General features: G+C 71.5%; 13 protein-coding genes. 5 read left to right on the top strand and 8 right to left on the bottom strand.

Translation table 11 applies throughout. The features are described 5' to 3' along the window. Nucleotides 1-10: 10 nt before the first annotated feature. Genes POF73_RS27225 through POF73_RS27235 form a run of 3 tightly spaced genes read right to left on the bottom strand, consistent with a single transcriptional unit; the run spans nucleotide 11 to nucleotide 5,650 of the window. Nucleotides 11-1,498: an alpha-amylase gene (locus POF73_RS27225; protein ID WP_272120554.1), complete on the bottom strand. Its 1,488-nt coding sequence runs from the start codon at nucleotides 1,496-1,498 to the stop codon at nucleotides 11-13. Further along, the gene (locus tag POF73_RS27230) at nucleotides 1,495-4,185 is read right to left on the bottom strand and encodes an MGH1-like glycoside hydrolase domain-containing protein (protein WP_272120557.1); all 2,691 of its coding nucleotides are present in this window, start codon (nucleotides 4,183-4,185) and stop codon (nucleotides 1,495-1,497) included. Before POF73_RS27230 ends, POF73_RS27225 begins: the two co-directional genes overlap by 4 nt. A 22-nt stretch (nucleotides 4,186-4,207) precedes the next feature. Next, nucleotides 4,208-5,650 (bottom strand): hypothetical protein, encoded by a 1,443-nt coding sequence (locus tag POF73_RS27235; RefSeq protein ID WP_272120560.1) that lies wholly within the window; start codon nucleotides 5,648-5,650, stop codon nucleotides 4,208-4,210. A gap of 132 nt (nucleotides 5,651-5,782) precedes the next feature. Between POF73_RS27235 and POF73_RS27240 the strand changes: the two genes are divergently transcribed. From POF73_RS27240 to POF73_RS27250, 3 genes are all read left to right on the top strand, one after another. Continuing rightward, a complete protein-coding gene (locus tag POF73_RS27240) occupies nucleotides 5,783-6,340 on the top strand; it encodes a DUF1269 domain-containing protein (protein WP_272120563.1) in 558 nt (185 codons plus the stop codon). Continuing rightward, nucleotides 6,337-6,819, top strand: a complete 483-nt coding sequence (locus tag POF73_RS27245) for a DUF1269 domain-containing protein (RefSeq protein ID WP_272120566.1) — start codon at nucleotides 6,337-6,339, stop codon at nucleotides 6,817-6,819. Before POF73_RS27240 ends, POF73_RS27245 begins: the two co-directional genes overlap by 4 nt. 153 nt (nucleotides 6,820-6,972) lie before the next feature. After that, nucleotides 6,973-9,402, top strand: a complete 2,430-nt coding sequence (locus POF73_RS27250; protein ID WP_272120569.1) for a LuxR C-terminal-related transcriptional regulator — start codon at nucleotides 6,973-6,975, stop codon at nucleotides 9,400-9,402. A gap of 28 nt (nucleotides 9,403-9,430) precedes the next feature. Here POF73_RS27250 and POF73_RS27255 read toward each other — a convergent pair whose 3' ends face one another. Together POF73_RS27255 and POF73_RS27260 are read right to left on the bottom strand one after the other, a co-directional pair. Continuing rightward, a complete protein-coding gene (locus POF73_RS27255) occupies nucleotides 9,431-9,913 on the bottom strand; it encodes a helix-turn-helix transcriptional regulator (RefSeq protein WP_272120572.1) in 483 nt (160 codons plus the stop codon). Nucleotides 9,914-10,018: 105 nt separating this feature from the next. After that, nucleotides 10,019-10,300: a hypothetical protein gene (locus POF73_RS27260; protein ID WP_272120575.1), complete on the bottom strand. Its 282-nt coding sequence runs from the start codon at nucleotides 10,298-10,300 to the stop codon at nucleotides 10,019-10,021. 199 nt (nucleotides 10,301-10,499) lie between these two features. Between POF73_RS27260 and POF73_RS27265 the strand changes: the two genes are divergently transcribed. Beyond that, nucleotides 10,500-10,961, top strand: a complete 462-nt coding sequence (locus tag POF73_RS27265) for a DUF7144 family membrane protein (protein WP_272120578.1) — start codon at nucleotides 10,500-10,502, stop codon at nucleotides 10,959-10,961. Here the strand turns inward: POF73_RS27265 and POF73_RS27270 are convergent. After that, nucleotides 10,909-11,862 (bottom strand): YihY/virulence factor BrkB family protein, encoded by a 954-nt coding sequence (locus POF73_RS27270; protein WP_272120580.1) that lies wholly within the window; start codon nucleotides 11,860-11,862, stop codon nucleotides 10,909-10,911. The genes POF73_RS27265 and POF73_RS27270 overlap by 53 nt on opposite strands. Nucleotides 11,863-12,048: 186 nt before the next feature. Between POF73_RS27270 and POF73_RS27275 the strand changes: the two genes are divergently transcribed. Next, nucleotides 12,049-12,579 (top strand): gamma carbonic anhydrase family protein, encoded by a 531-nt coding sequence (locus POF73_RS27275; protein WP_272120584.1) that lies wholly within the window; start codon nucleotides 12,049-12,051, stop codon nucleotides 12,577-12,579. A gap of 105 nt (nucleotides 12,580-12,684) precedes the next feature. On the opposite strand, the gene POF73_RS27280 is transcribed toward POF73_RS27275, so the two are convergent. Both POF73_RS27280 and POF73_RS27285 read right to left on the bottom strand, forming a co-directional pair. Then, nucleotides 12,685-13,329, bottom strand: coding sequence for a DedA family protein (locus tag POF73_RS27280; protein ID WP_272120587.1), 645 nt, complete (start codon nucleotides 13,327-13,329; stop codon nucleotides 12,685-12,687). A gap of 72 nt (nucleotides 13,330-13,401) precedes the next feature. After that, nucleotides 13,402-14,958 (bottom strand): carboxylesterase/lipase family protein, encoded by a 1,557-nt coding sequence (locus tag POF73_RS27285; RefSeq protein ID WP_272120589.1) that lies wholly within the window; start codon nucleotides 14,956-14,958, stop codon nucleotides 13,402-13,404. Nucleotides 14,959-15,034: the final 76 nt, after the last annotated feature.

Here is a 15,034-nt window from a genome sequence, read left to right on the forward strand (position 1 = left end):
CGGGCCGCGTTCAGTTGCCGCCCGGGCCGATGGCGAGTACGTGCGTGCCCCACGGCGCCAGGTCGACGAACAGGCCGTGCCTGGTCAGTTCGTCGCCGTCACGCGTGTACCGGATGCCGTCCAGCAGACCGGTCAGCGTCCAGGTGGTGGCGCCGAGTTCGGGCCACGGCAGCCGTACCCAGCCCTGGGCCGGGGCGCCGGAGAGGTTGACGACGGTGACGAAACGCCCGGCCGGGCCCGCCCAGCCGGAGGCGACCAGGTTGCGGTGGGAGGCGTTGTCCGGCCAGCCGTCGCAGTCCAGGAGCTGCCAGCGCCCGCCACGCATCCCACTGCGGTGGACGGCGGCGAGCAACCTCTCGTGGAACGCCCGCAGTTCTCCGTCGGCCGGTTCGTCCGGGCGCCGGTCCAGGAAGACGGGCAGCCGGGTACGGCGGCCGGTGAACTGGCCCTCGTGCCAGAGCGTGGCCCCGGGCAGGGTGGCGATCAGCACGGCCGCCGCCCGTTCCTTGGCCGGGGCCATCGTGTGTGCCGCCCGTGGCTCGTCGTGGTTCTCCAGGAACCGTACGAGCCGGCGCTGGTAGTCCTCGGCCGCCAGCAGATGCTGCCGTACGGATTCGGGGCTCTCGGTCAGCACCCGGTCGTAGAGCCGCTTGTCGTAGCAGAAGTCGAACCCCTGCTGCTGGAGGACCCATTCGAGGTCCCAGTACGCCTCGGCCACGAAGGTCATCCGGGGATGCCGACGGCGCACGCCGGAGACGACCTCCGGCCAGAACTCCTCCTGGGGCCGCGGCCCGGCGTGGTCCGCCCAGGTCCGTTCGAAGACGTCGTTGGTCAGCAGCATCGCCATGTCGCAGCGCACCCCGTCGCACATGTCCCCGATCCGGCGCAGCACATCCGCGGTGGCCGTGCGCAGCTCCGGCGCGAACGCGTTGAGCTGGACCACGTCCGGCCAGGGCGGGAAGAAGGGGTCGCGGCCGCGGGCCAGGACGTTGCCGGCCACCGTCAGATAGGCGGCCGGGTCACGGCGGGCGTCGTCGTCGGTGCCCCGGACGAAGTACTCGGGGTGCTCCCAGGTCCAGGGGTTGTCGGGTGCCACGTGGTTGGGCACGTAGTCGAGCAGCAGTCCGACTCCCCGGCGGTCGAGTTCGGCGCGCGCCCCGGCCAGGCCCGCCGCTCCGCCGAGGCTCGCGTCCACCTCGTAGCGGCGGACGCAGTACGGCGATCCGGCGATCTCCTCGTCGTGGAGGTCGGGCACGGCGCGGGTGAAGGCCCCGCGCAGCACCCGGTCGCGCAGGGCGATGGCGCGCCCCTCGGGGCTGCGCTCCCACACGCCCATGAGCCAGACCGCGTCGATGCCGTGCGGGGTGATCTCGTCCCAGGCGTCCTTCGGTACGTCGCGCAGCCCGGCGATGCGGCCGGTGCGGGCCGCGATCTCGCGCAGCCAGACGCGGGTGTTGACCTCGTGCACCACGGGCTGGGCGGGAAGCCCACCGGTCATCGCTTCGTCCTCCTGTCGGGGGCGGCGAGGAAGTCGCCGGGGGTGAGGGTGCCGAAGATCGTCGTCAGGGTGGCGACCAGGCCGGTCCAGCCGGTCTGGTGGGCCGCCCCGATGCCGGCACCGTTGTCGCCGTGGAAGTACTCGTGGAAGGAGATCAGGTCCCGCCAGTGCGGGTCGTCCTGGAACTTGGACTGGCCGCCGTGGACCGGCCGGTGCCCGTCCTCGCCGCGCAGGAAGATCCGGGTGAGCCGGCCGGAGATCTCCCGGGCCACCTCGAACAGGGTCATCCTGGTGCCGGACCCGGTCGGGCACTCGACGGTGAGGTCGTCGCCGTAGAAGCCGTAGAGGTTGAGCAGGGCCCTGATGACGAGGGCGTTCATGGGGAACCACACCGGCCCGCGCCAGTTGGAGTTGCCGCCGAACATGCCGGTGTCGGACTCGGCGGGCAGGTAGCCGACCCGGTACTCCTCGCCGTGCACCCAGAAGCTGTAGGGGTGTTCGGCGTGGTGGCGGGAGAGGGACCTGATGCCGTAGGGGCTGAGGAACTCGTCCTCGGACAGCAGGTGTGCCAGCACCCTGAGCAGCTTCTTCTCGTCCACGACGGACAGCAGCCGGGGCCCGCCCGTGACACCTGCCTGGGCGGATGCGAGCGTCACGGAGAGGGAGGGATGCCGGCTCGCGAAACGGCGCAGCCGCTCCCCCAGGCCGGCCACCCTGGCCAGTTGCCGCGGGTTGAAGACCGTGGCCGCGCACAGCGGCAGCAGGCCGACCATCGAGCGGACCTTGAGCCGTACGGCCTGTCCGTCGGGCAGCCGCAGCACGTCGTAGAAGAAGCCGTCCTCCTCGTCCCACAGTTCGTCGCCGAGGTCGCCGACGCGGTCCATGGAGGCGGCGATCCACAGGTAGTGCTCGACGAACTTGAGGACCAGTTCCTCGTACGCGGGGTTGTGCTCGACGAGTTCGACGGCGATCTGCAGCATGGACTGGCAGTACAGCGCCATCCAGGCGGTGCCGTCGGCCTGTTCGAGGGTGCCGCCGGTGGGCAGCGGGGCGCTGCGGTCGAACACGCCGATGTTGTCGAGGCCGAGGAAGCCGCCCTGGAAGACGTTGCGGCCGTCGGGGTCCTTGCGGTTCACCCACCAGGTGAAGTTGGTCAGGAGCTTCTGGAAGACGCGTTCGAGGAAGGCGTGGTCGGCGTGGCCGGTGGTGCGCTGCTCCATGAGGTAGACGAAGTAGGCGGCCCACGCGTGCACGGGCGGGTTGACGTCCGCGAAGTTCCATTCGTACGCCGGGATCTGGCCGTTGGGGTGCAGATAGGCGTCCTGCAGGAGCAGTTCGAGCTGTTCCTTGGCGAACCGGGTGTCGACGGTCGACAGGGCCACGCTGTGGAAGGCCAGGTCCCAGGCAGCGAACCAGGGGTACTCCCACTTGTCGGGCATGGAGACGATGTCGTCGCTGACCATGTGGAACCACTCGCGGTTGCGTACTCCGGGGCGCGGCAGGCTCCATGGGTCCATGCCGTGCTCGTTCAGCCAGGTCTCCAGGTCGAAGGAGTAGTACTGCTTGGTCCAGAGCATCCCGGCGAGCGCCTGGTGCAGCACCCGCGCCTCGTCCTCGCCCGCGTGCTCGGGGGTCAGATCCCGGTAGAAGACGTCTGCTTCGGCGATGCGGTCCTGGAACACGGTGTCGAAGCCGCGGGACAGGGTCAGCTGCGAGCCGGCCGGGCCGAGGCGCAGGCGCACCGTCTCGGAGGCGCCGGCGGGGAGGGTGAGGATGTGGAGCGCGGCGGCTTTGGTGCCCTCCCGGGCCGGGTTGACGGCGCCGTTCTCCCCGTCGATCACCTGCCGGCCGATGCCGTCCTTGACGTACGGCGAGGCGTTGGACGTGCCGAAGAGCCGCTCGTTGTTCGTCTCGTTCTCGGTGAACAGCAGGGGCACCGACGCGGCGAACCGGCAGTCGTAGGTGCCGAGTTCGGGGTGCTCGACCCGGATCGTGGACGTGCCGCGCGGGCCGTCGAGGGCGCTCAGCCGCGGTTTGTCGGCCCCCTCGTGCCACGACCACGTGTTGCGGAACCACAGGGTGGGCAGGACATGCACGGTCGCCTCGTCGGGGCCGCGGTTGGCGACGGTGATGCGGACCAGCACGTCGTCGAAGTCGGCCTTGGCGTACTCCACCGTGACGTCGAAGTAGCGGTCGTCGTCGAAGACGCCGGTGTCGAGCAGCTCGTATTCGAGGTCCTGCCTGGTCCGGGCCCGGTTGACGGACACGAGGTCGTTGTAGGGGAACTCCGCCTGCGGGTACTTGTAGAGGTACTTCAGGTACGAGTGACTGGGCGTGCTGTCGAGGTAGAAGTAGTACTCCTTGACGTCCTCGCCGTGGTTGCCCTCGCTGTTGGTCAGGCCGAACGCGCGCTCCTTGAGGATCGGGTCGCGCCCGTTCCAGAGAGCGAGCGCCAGGCACAGCCGCTGCTTCTCGTCGCAGATGCCGCCGAGGCCGTCCTCGCCCCAGCGGTAGGCACGGGAGCGCGCGTGATCGTGGGGGAAGTACGACCACGCGTCGCCCCCGCCGCTGTAGTCCTCCCGGACCGTGCCCCACTGACGCTCACTCAGATACGGCCCCCACAGCCGCCATCGTCCGCCTTCGTCGCCCTTCGGGCCGATCCGCTCACCGCTCGTGCGTGCGCTCATCCCCTCGCTCCCTGTCGCAGGTCTACCGGGAGGCGTCAGTGTGTGGGGGGCCTCCGGCAGGTGCCTCACCTGCCGCGGGTGAGGCCGCGCGGCGGGCGAGCAGGGTGACCGTCACCTCGTACCCCGTGAGCACGAGCGCGACGACGAGCAGGCCCGTCCACGAGGACAGCAGGAGCGCGCAGAGGGCGGCGGCCACGAGCCCGGCGACGCGCAGCACGTCGGCGTGGTCGCCGATCCACCGCCGCAGGTCGGTCTCCCGGGTGAGGCGCCGGCCGGTGTCGGCGGCGAACCGGCCCGTGGCCTGGGCGCCCTGGACGCCGTAGCGGCGCAGTCCCACCGGCAGCCGGCCGGGGCCGACCAGGTACGCGGCCACCGCCAGGGCGATGCCCACCAGCAGGAGTTGGTCGCCCCGTTCGCGCAGGGTGGTGAACACCGTCCAGAGGACGGCGCGTACGCCGTCGCGGTAGACGCCGTCGGACACCTGACCGAGGATCTGGTCACGCACCGCGCGCAGCACACTGGACAGCGCGACCGTGCACACGACGAGCCAGAGCCCGAGCTGCAGCACGCTGCGCCGACGGTTCGGGGAGACCCACAGTGCGAGGGCCAGCAGCAGGACGGTGCCGGCCAGCAGGCCCGCCAGACCCCGCTTGAACAGCAGGACGGCCTGCTGGAGCCGGCCGAGCTCATGCCCGTTGTACAGCCTGATCGTGGCGAAGTCGTCGGGCAGCGTGACGCCGAGGGCCTTCTCGATCCGGTCGTGCAGTCCCGGCGGGATCTCCCCCGACGACAGCTCGGGCAGGTCGAGCTCCTTGCCGAACAGGCTGGGCAGGCGGTCCTCCAGGGCGTTGAGGGTGTTGTTGACGAGGGGCAGCAGGTCGAGGGTCACGGTGTCGTCGCCGACGCGCACGTTCTCGCTGCGTTTCTCCAGTACGGCGACGATGCGGGCGTGGGCGGTGCGGTTGGTGGCCCGCCACAGGTCCTGGAACTGTTCGGTCCTGATCAGCTGGGAGACCTTGTCCCTGACGTAGTCGTGGACGGCGCCGGTGACGGGTGCGGCGAGGAAGGACGCCCGGTCCGGGAGGGCCTGCGACAGCCGCTGCTCCACGTCCAGTTGGTCGAAGATCTGGTCGGTCAGATAGGAGGAGACGGCCGCGTTCACGGCCGGGTTCTCGGGCAGCGGGCCGGTCGTCGCCACCCAGCGGCCGGTGTTCAGGGCCGTCCGCGCGCCCCACACCCCGACCACCGAGGTGACCGCCAGGACCGCGACGAGTGCGACGAGCAGCGCGGCGACGACGCGCCGCACCATCGACAGCCGGGCCCTGCGCCGCTGTTCGCCGCCGATCCGGGCCCGCAGGTCGGCGAGTTCGGCGCGCAACCGCTGCACTTCGCTCTCGTCCGTCCGCCGGGCCTGCGTAGGCCGGACCGGCCTCTTGTCCTGCTGTGCTGCCCGGTCCTGGTCCATGGCGTCCTACCTCCGCGCCCACCGTCCCGCCGGACGCGCGCCGGGCCCTCACCTTCGGCGGGTGACGCGGAACCGGGCGGGACGCGGCTGGATGGAGTGCCATCACGTCGCCATCACGTGAAGGGAGCTGCCATGGCCGGCATCGGGCCGGTACAACTGCTGACGGTCGAGTTCGGGCCCGACGCGAAGTTCGAGGGAAGGATCGTCGACGAGCTCTGGGCGCTGCAGCGCAGCGGTCAGGTCCGGGTGCTCGACCTGCTCTTCGTGCAGAAGGAGGCCGGCGGCGACCTCGTCACCGCCGACTACCAGGCGGAGGGCATGGGAGACACGGTGGCCGCGCTGCTCGGCATTCCGCGCCGGGTCCTGGCGGAGGCCGAGGCGTCGTTCCCGTCGCTGACCGAGGGCAACGCCTTCGGTCTCACCCTGGAGGAGATCCGGGAACTGGCACGGGAACTGAAACCGGGCACCGCCGCCGGGTTCGTCCTGCTGGAGCACATCTGGGCCAGGGACCTGCGCCAGGCGATCCGGGACGCGGGCGGAGTGCCCGTCGCGGAGGGCTTCCTCACGGAGGAGTCCCTTGAGGTCGTGGTGGCGGAGCTCGCGCTCGCCATGGAGCGGCTCGACGCCGCCGCAGAGGAACACAGCCAGGAAGGCCGGGGAGCCGGCCGGAACCCCAGGAGGTCTCGATGACCGATCTCGTCGTGCTCGGTTTCACCGACAAGGAGAAGGCCGAGGCGGTGCTGCGCCTGTCGAAGGAGCTGTCCAAGCAGGAGCTCCTCGACCTGGAGGACGCGGCCCTCGCCTGGCGCACCCCGGACGGCAAGGTCCATGTGCGCCAGTCCTTCAGCCCCACCGCCGGCGGGGCCGCCGGCGGTGCCCTGTGGGGGACGCTGTTCGGCCTGATCTTCCTGATGCCGGTGTTCGGGGCCGCCGTGGGCGCCGCCACCGGGGCGGTCGCCGGCAAGCTCACGGACATCGGCATCAACGACGCGTTCATCAAGGAGATCGCCGGCACGCTGGAACCGGGCCGGGCCGCGGTCTTCGCCCTCGTACGGCGCTCCACGCCGGACCGGGTCCGGGAGGCGCTGCGTCCCTTCCAGCCCACCGTGCTGCGCACGTCGCTGACCAAGGACCGGGAGGAGGAACTGGTCGCCGCCCTCCAGGCCTGAACCGCCGCCTTCGAGGGTTGAACTACTGACCGTTGTACCAACCTCACCCGGGTGAGATGGGGCGTTCCACATGGGCGCCCCACGCGGGTCGGGCCACACTCGTCTGTCGTGCACCAACCAGCGCTGAGAGCCTCTGAGAGCGAGGTGCCGGTGATGGGCGAGTGGGGGAAGGGGCATGGGCCTTCGGCTGCGGACGACGGGACTTCGACGCCCGCTCTGCCGGCCCGGGTCGGGGTGCCTCCGCTGCCGGCCTGGCTCGTGCCCCGGCCTCGGCTGACGGACCGTCTCTCCCGAGGGGCACTGGGGCCGTTGACCGTGGTGGTGGGGCCCGTGGGGGCCGGGAAGTCGGCGCTCGCCGTGGAGTGGGCGTTCACCCGTGGCACCCCGGGCCCGGTCGCCTGGGTCGCCTGTGACGGTGCGGAGGAGCAGCCCGACGTCTTCTGGTCCCGGGTGACGACCGCGCTGCGCGAGGCGGGCGTCGGTCTGCCGCGGTTCCCGGATGTGCTGCACCCCGAAGCCGAGACCGCCGACGCCGCCGTACGGGATGAACTCGCCTCCGAGGAGCGGAGCAACGGGCATGCCGGGGCGCCCGAAAGCCCTCGGCTGATCGCCGCGCTCGCTGCCGCGCTGGCCCGGCGGACGGAGCCCGTCGTCCTCGTACTGGACGACTTCCAGCCGGACACCGGCTCGCCGGTCGCTCGCGGAACGGCCTGTCTGCTCAGGCACGCGGGTCCGATGCTGCGGCTGGTGGTGACCTCGCGCCGGGATCCGCCGCTGCATCTGCACCGGTACCGGCTGGCCGGCGAACTCACCGAACTGCGCACCGCCGACCTCGCGTTCGACGACCGCGAGACGGCGGCCCTGCTGGCCCAGCACGGCGTGCACCTACCCAGGCCGGTGGTCAGCACGCTGCGGAAGCGGGCCGCCGGCTGGGCGGCCGGCCTGCGCCTGGCGGCGATGTCCATGCAGGAGCATCCCCACCCCGAGACCTTCGTGGCGCAGTTCGCGGGCGACGACGAGGCGGTCGTCAGCTACCTCGTCGAGGAGGTCCTGGACGGCCAGAGCCCGCAGATGCGCAGGCTCCTGGTGACCACGAGCATCCTGGAGCATCTCAACGCCGAGCTGGCCACCGAACTCGCGGGCGGCGAGGCCGGGGCGCACTTCCCCGCGCTCGTCGGGCAGAACTCCTTCCTCCAGTACGCCGGGCACGGGTGGTACCGGTGCCATCGGATGTTCGCCGATGTACTGCGGGTGCGCCTGCGCCACGAGGCGCCGGACCAGGTGGCCGCTCTGCACCGCCGGGCCGCCGCATGGCTCGGCGAGCACGGGCTCCTCGCCGAGGCGGTGCGCCATGCGCTGGCCGCGGGCGACCGGGGTCACGCCAGCCATCTCGTCGTCCATCAGCTGGCGATCGGACGGGTGCTCGCCCTGACCGGCGTCCGGCTGCCGGAGGAGCTGGTGCGCCGGCCGGCCGCCGACGTCCCGTGGCTGCCGCAGCGGTTGCTGGATCCCGAGTCCGCCCTGGTCACGGCGGCGACTGCGCTGCGGCGTGGCGAGGAGTCCGCGTGCACCGAAGCCCTGGATCTCGTCGATCACCTGCTCACCGAGGCGCCCTGGGACGACGCACACCGGGTCGCACGCTGCCGGCTGACGCACGCCGTCATCCGTATGGCCAGGGACCGGTGCCGCGATCCGCGGGCCGCGCGGGCCGCGGCGGACGACGCCGAGCAGCTCTTCGCCGAGGTGCCGCGCGGTCTGCTGGCCGACCGCCCCGAACTGCGGGCACTGGTGCTGTCCGTGCGCGGTCGGGCCGAGCTCCGGGACGGCGGTCTCAAGACCGCCGAGGCGTTTCTGACCGCGGGTCTGAAGGCCGCGGGCGCGGCGGAGAACGACGTACTGCGCCGGGACTGCCTGGCCGAACTGGCGCTGCTGGAGGCGTTGCGCGGTCGGTTCCGGGCCGCGGACGAACTCGCCGGACACGCTCAGCGGCCACCGCTGCCGGCCTGCACGCTCCAGTCGCCGTCCCTGGCGGTGCTGCACGTGGTCCGGGCCTGGGTGGGAATGGCGCGACACGAGTCGGCGCGTGCACGCGCGGAACTCGCCCGGGCCCGGGCGGCCCTGGGCACGGTGCCCGATCCGTTCGTGGCGGGGGTGGGAACCCTGGTGGCCGCGCTCGTCTCCGCGACGGAGAGCGGGGTACCGCCGTCCCCCGAGGTCGTGGCCGCCATCCCGGCGTCCGCCGACTGGCTCGCCGAGGGGCTGCGTCAACCGGTGGCCCAGGCGTGTGCCGCCTCGGTCGGCGCGGCACATGCCTGCACGCTCCGGATACGGCGCGTCGGTGGCCGCCCCGCCCTGACGGACCGGCAGGAGTGGCACGACGACGTACCGGTGGAGGCGCTCAGCGCACGGGAGCGGGACGTACTGCGGCGGCTGGCCCAGATGATGACGACGGAGGAGATCGCCGCCGATCTGTATCTGTCGGTGAACACGGTCAAGACGCATCTCAAGGGCGTCTACCGGAAGCTCGCCGTCACCCGGCGGTCGGCCGCGGTACGGCGAGCTCGCGAACTCGAACTGCTGTGAGGGGTCTCCTTCCCGGCTTCCCGGTACGTCACAGAAGCCGCAGCTGCCTCGCCCGGTCGAGGGCCTCGTTGCGCGAGCAGGCACCGAGTTTCCGGTACACCGCGCGTGCGTGTGTCTTCACCGTGTTGTGCGAGATGAAGAGGTCCAGCCCGATCTGCCGCAGCGGCACGTCCTCCTGGAGCCGTATGAGGACACTCCGCTCACGTTCCGTCAGGTGTTCGACCGGTATCAAGGGGTCGAGGCGGTCCCGACCGTCGTGAGGCACGACGGCCAGCACGTTCGTCGCCTCGCCGACCAGTACGCCCGCGCTGCGCGGATCACCCAGCGCGATCGCGATCTCCACGAGCGTGTCGGCGACCCACACCAGGCAGGTCGTCACTGCTGTGTCCGCTGCGGGCGCGTCCCGGCCGAGGGCACGCAACCGCCCCTGCAGCACGGACACCCGACGGGCATCCGCCCCCAGGGGGTCGGCATCCCTCCACCGCGGCGCATGGCCCGGCACCGCAGGCATGTCCCTCACCTCCTCGGCGATGTGCGGTACATACCGACGGTGCAGTCAGGACGCCGTCGCGGAAAGGGGTCTTACAGCCCTTTCGGCCCGGCGGACGACGCGAGGCTACGCCGGAGTGCCGAGTCCGGGTCCCGCCTCGCCGGCCCCGCCCGGCAGACGCCGTACCTCCACCAGTTCGAGTCCGAGGGCCTGGATGCGGTCCAGGATGCCGTACAGCGCCGCCTGATCGAGTCCGGCGCCGTGCAGCACCGTCTCCGGTGGGTTGACCGTGACCGTCAACTCGGCGAAGGCGGTCCGGAACACCTGACCGACCCTGCCCTTGATCCGGATCTCGAAGTCGCCGTCGGTACGCGCCCCGCCCCGTTCAGGTCCGCGTTCCTCCTCCATGCCCATTGGGGGTCACCTCCGCTGCCGCGGCCCGGGTCAGGCCAGCGTCTCCCGGGCCGGGGCGCGGCACATCACACAGCCGGGGTGACGGCGGCGGACTCGGCCGCGGATGCCCGGCCGCCCGGAGTCATCCACTGCGGGTGAGCCCCGGGCGCATCCGTCGCGGGATGCTCCTGTCTCCTTCGAGGAGGCGCGCGACATGGCGGATCGGACATCGACAGAGCAGAACCAGTACGGCGCCCCCGCCCCGGGGCCGCGGATCACGCCGCTGTTGCTCGGCGGGGTCGTCTTCGCCGCCTGCATGATGACCATCATCGGTCTCTACCAGGTCATCGTCGGCATGGCCGCGATCATCGACGACAGCTTCTACCAGGACGTGCCCAATTACCCGTACGACTACGACGTCAACTACTGGGGCTGGGTCCACATGGGCTTCGGCATCGTCGTCCTTGCGGCTGCCTTCAGCCTCTTCTCCGGCAAGACGTGGGCCCGCGTCGTCGGCATCGTCGTCGCCTCGCTGAGCGCGCTGGAGAACTTCTTCTTCACGCCGTACTACCCGGTGTGGTCGGTGATCATCATCGCGCTCGACGTCCTGGTGATCTGGTCCCTCACCGGCTACGGCCACAGCCAGGCCCACAAGGCCTACGGCGCCCCCCTCTAGGCCCGGTCGGATCGGCACCGTTCAGGTCCGCGGCCCCCGTGCGGGTTGTGGGGTCCAGGCCATCGAGAGCACCGCCGTCCTCGGCCGACGCCTGCCCCGGCACGGGCCGGGGCACGCCCAGTCGGCGTGCGATCGTGCTGTCCTGGGCGAGGACGTAGCCGACGGCGATGCCCACGACCACGGTCGCGAAGAAGAAGATCAGCCAGGTCAGCATGGTGAAGACGGAGCCGAGCGGCCCGTACCGCTCCACGCTCAGCCGCAGCGAGCGCGGCAGCCACAGCCCGGAGAGCACCGAGAACACGACGACGCCCGAACCGGTGAGCAGCGCACCGGGCAACAGCGGGCGCCAGCCCACCCGGCCGGCCAGCAGCAAGTGCTGCGTCCACCACCACATCAGACACGCGCCGACCAGCTGCAGCGGCACCCCCAGCACGGGGCCCGCCCCGAACCCGCTGCGCAGCAGCCCCTGGAACACCAGCGCCGCGACCCAGGCGAGCAGCCACACTCCCCACCGCCAGGCCACGGTCCGCAGCCCGGAGCGGGGCAGGTGCCAGGCGCGCTCGCACAGCCGCTGCAGCGCCCGGCTGAAGGCGGTGGCGGACACCAGCGCCAGCAGCAGGCCGACCACGCCCCAGGTGTGCCGCGCCTCGTCACCGCCGCCCGCGTACACCCCTTCGACCTGGCTGAAGACCGATCCCGCGGTGCCGAGCAGCATGCGCAGTGTTCTGCGCAGTTCCTCGCGGACGGCGGGCGGGGAGAAGGAGGCGACGGCGAAGAGCATGGGCAGCGCGGTCAGGAAGGCCTGGGCGGCCAGCCGGGTGGCCATGTCGAGGACGCTCACGCTGACCAGTTGCCGGCCGATGCGGCCCACCAGAGACCGGGAGAGACCCGCGAACGCCATGATCCGCCCCCTCGGCCCGGAAAAGCCTGCCGGCCCGCCTAGGGCGTGCCGTGTCCCAGCCTCCCGCCGGCCCCGGCCCGCTTGCTTCGCCCGGACCGGGTGACGCCCCGCCCCGGCGGGCCGGTCGCCGGGTTCATCGCCTACGGTGCCGGTGTACCGAACGCAGCTGGGGATGGTGGGTTGGCGATGACGCACAAGGCGCTGGTCATGGGCATCGGCGGCAGGGAGCCGAAGATCGACGGGGAGGCGTTCGTGGCGCCCATGTCCTCGGTGATCGGGGACGTGACGCTGGAGGCGGGGGCGAGTGTCTGGTACGGGGCGGTGGTGCGCGGTGATGTGGAGCGGATCTCCGTCGGCGTCCAGAGCAATGTCCAGGACAACTGCACCCTGCATGCCGACCCCGGTTTCCCGGTGACCATCGGGGCGCGGGTGTCCGTCGGGCACAACGCCGTGGTGCACGGGGCGACCATCGAGGACGACTGTCTGATCGGGATGGGCGCGACCGTGCTGAACGGCGCGGTGATCGGGGCGGGGTCGCTGGTCGCCGCGCAGGCGTTGGTGCCGCAGGGGATGGAGGTGCCGCCGGGGTCGCTGGTCGCGGGGGTGCCCGCGAAGGTGAGGCGGGAGCTGACCGCGGAGGAGCGTGAGGGTGTCACGCTCAACGGCACCTTGTATGCGGAGCTGGCCAAGGCCCATCGGGAGGAGCACGGCGAGTGAGAAGCACCGGGGGCTAGGAGCACGGGGAGTGAGGAGCGCGGGGAGTGAGGAGCGCGGGGAGTAACGACCGTGTGCGGTGCACGGCCCCGCGCCCCTCAGGGAGGATCAGTCCCCGGCGGCCACCGGTTCCGGCTCCTGGTGTGCCGTCTGGGCCTTCTTCGCCTTGCGCTTGATGATCAGCATCGAGGTGAGGCCGATCAGGACCGCGGCCACCAGGCCCAGCCACGAGAAGCGCTTCAGCCAGGACTCGGCGACGACGCCGACGTAGTAGATGACCGCGGTCGTGCCGCCGGCCCAGAGGATGCCGCCGAGGACGTTGGCCGTCAGGAACTTCCAGTACGGCATCCGCAGGACGCCCGCGAGGGGGCCGGCGAAGATGCGCAGGAGGGCGACGAAGCGGCCGAAGAACACGGCCCACATGCCCCACTTCTGGAAGGACCGCTCGGCGGTGGCGATATGGCCCTCGCTGAAGTGCTTGGGGAACTTCTTGCCCAGCCAGGCCAGCAGCGGCCGGCCGCCCTTGCGGCCGATGGCGTAGCCGATGGAGTCGCCGATGATCGCGCCCGCGCTGGCGCAGGCACCGAGCACGAAGGGGTCGATCTCACCGTGCTGCGAGGCGAGCAGCGCCGAGGAGACCAGAATGATCTCGCCGGGCAGCGGAATGCCCAGGCTCTCCAGTCCGATGACCACGCCGACCAGCAGATAGATGGCGAGCGGTGGCACCGTTTCGAGCCATTCCTGGACGTGCAACGCCTCTTCCTCCCAAGTCCTGGACCCTGTGTTCCCGGGCGCACGCCCGGCTGTGGGCGTGCGCCGGGCAGCCTACCCGTTATGAGTGACGGTCTCGGTGTCCCACAGGTTGCACCGATGCTCACGATGCGTGGTGGCGCTCAGCACGTTTCCGCCGGCAGACATGGCGCGGAGGGTCAGTACGGCGCCGGGCCGGGACGGCATCGCGGGCTGTCCTGTGGCGCGCGGCACTCCGTCACGGACGAAGGACCCCCAGTATTGGATCATCTGCCGCGCCAGACTCCGCTGCTCGGCGTTCAGCGGCGACCGCAGGCCGAAGTGCTTGAAGAGGTACTGCACCTCGTTGACGTGGGTCGCGCCGAAGTCGAAGTCCGTGCCGAGATTGCGCAGGGAGGCGAAGGGCGGGGAGGTGCGGTCGGCGAACTCGTACGCGTAGACCTTGCCGCGTCCGGCAAGGGTGCCGTCGAGGCGGAGCGCCGGGCAGGCGAAGGACTGGTCGCCCTGGGCGGTGGCGTAGGCGATGGTCGGGGACGGGTACGACGCGAGGGGGTAGCGCGCGAGGGCCTCGTCGCCGTAGTCCGCCCGCATGACGCTCGGGTACTGCTCGGCGGTGAGCGCAGTGCCGTTCAGGTCGAAGCGGGCGAAGGCGAACAGCCGGCCCTCGTCCTGGTTCGCCCCGTTCATGACCGGCACGCCGCGCGCGGCCCCGCGCGCGAACGCCTCCTCCGGCTGCCTCGGCAGGAAGGCGCCGCCCACCACCGGACCCCAGTCGAACCTGCTCTGAGCTGCCAGGATCTCGGAGGCGGGCTTGGCGCGCAGACAGGCCAGGTCGGTGCAGCCCAGCTGCTGAGCGAAGGCGGCGCCCTCGGCCACGGCCGTCGCGTGCGTGCGCGCACCGCAGTCTCCGTACGCCCCGCTCTGGATGATCCCGGCCCGGAACAGCCCCTTGCCCGGCGGCGAGGCCAGCTGGGTGCAGACCGAGCGGCCGCCCGCCGACTCGCCCGCGATGGTGACGCGGCCGGGGTCGCCGCCGAAGCCGCCGATGTTGGCGCGCACCCAGCGCAGCGCGGCCTGCTGGTCGAGCATGCCGAAGTTGCCGGAGACCCCGTCACTCACCTCACCGTCGAGGCCGGATGTGGCGAGGAAGCCCATCGCCCCGAGGCGGTAGTTGACGGTCACGACGACCGTGCCGGTCTGCCGTGCGAAGGTGTCGGGGACGACGTCCTGACCGGCCCCGGCGGTGAGCCCTCCGCCGTGGAACCAGACCAGCACGGCACGACGGGCGGCACCCTCGGGGACGTACACATTGAGGTCGAGGCAGTCCTCGGTGTGGCTGGGCTGCTCGTAGCCGGGGTCCCAACTCGCGCTCTGCACACACTTGTTGCCGAAGTCCCGTGCCGTACGTACCCCTTGCCAGGGCCGGACCGGCCGCGGCTCCTTCCAGCGGAGTACGCCGACGGGTGGCTCGGCGTAGGGGATCCCGAGGAACTGCCGTCCCTCGGTGGTGCTTTCACCTCGGACCCACCCCGCGTCCGTCCGGACGGTGGGAGGGTCGGCGGCCTGCGCGGGGACGGGAGTGACGAGCGCGGCCGCGAGGGCCAGCAGGGCGACGGACATACGACGGATCAACGGTCCACCTCCACTTGAGTCCGCAGGGGACACACGAGTGCGGCGGGAAAACTATGAACGTCAGTGACTCGTGTCA

This window comes from Streptomyces sp. HD (genome assembly GCF_028369295.1).
Taxonomy (GTDB): Bacteria; Actinomycetota; Actinomycetes; order Streptomycetales; family Streptomycetaceae; genus Streptomyces.

Excerpts from the sequence above, each read along its gene's own strand:
- POF73_RS27225 (WP_272120554.1), bottom strand. The coding sequence starts at position 1,498 with ATGACCGGTGGGCTTCCCGCCCAGCCCGTGGTGCACGAGGTCAACACC.
- POF73_RS27230 (WP_272120557.1), bottom strand. The coding sequence starts at position 4,185 with ATGAGCGCACGCACGAGCGGTGAGCGGATCGGCCCGAAGGGCGACGAA.
- POF73_RS27235 (WP_272120560.1), bottom strand. The coding sequence starts at position 5,650 with ATGGACCAGGACCGGGCAGCACAGCAGGACAAGAGGCCGGTCCGGCCT.
- POF73_RS27240 (WP_272120563.1), top strand. The coding sequence starts at position 5,783 with ATGGCCGGCATCGGGCCGGTACAACTGCTGACGGTCGAGTTCGGGCCC.
- POF73_RS27245 (WP_272120566.1), top strand. The coding sequence starts at position 6,337 with ATGACCGATCTCGTCGTGCTCGGTTTCACCGACAAGGAGAAGGCCGAG.
- POF73_RS27250 (WP_272120569.1), top strand. The coding sequence starts at position 6,973 with ATGGGCGAGTGGGGGAAGGGGCATGGGCCTTCGGCTGCGGACGACGGG.
- POF73_RS27255 (WP_272120572.1), bottom strand. The coding sequence starts at position 9,913 with ATGCCTGCGGTGCCGGGCCATGCGCCGCGGTGGAGGGATGCCGACCCC.
- POF73_RS27260 (WP_272120575.1), bottom strand. The coding sequence starts at position 10,300 with ATGGAGGAGGAACGCGGACCTGAACGGGGCGGGGCGCGTACCGACGGC.
- POF73_RS27265 (WP_272120578.1), top strand. The coding sequence starts at position 10,500 with ATGGCGGATCGGACATCGACAGAGCAGAACCAGTACGGCGCCCCCGCC.
- POF73_RS27270 (WP_272120580.1), bottom strand. The coding sequence starts at position 11,862 with ATGGCGTTCGCGGGTCTCTCCCGGTCTCTGGTGGGCCGCATCGGCCGG.
- POF73_RS27275 (WP_272120584.1), top strand. The coding sequence starts at position 12,049 with ATGACGCACAAGGCGCTGGTCATGGGCATCGGCGGCAGGGAGCCGAAG.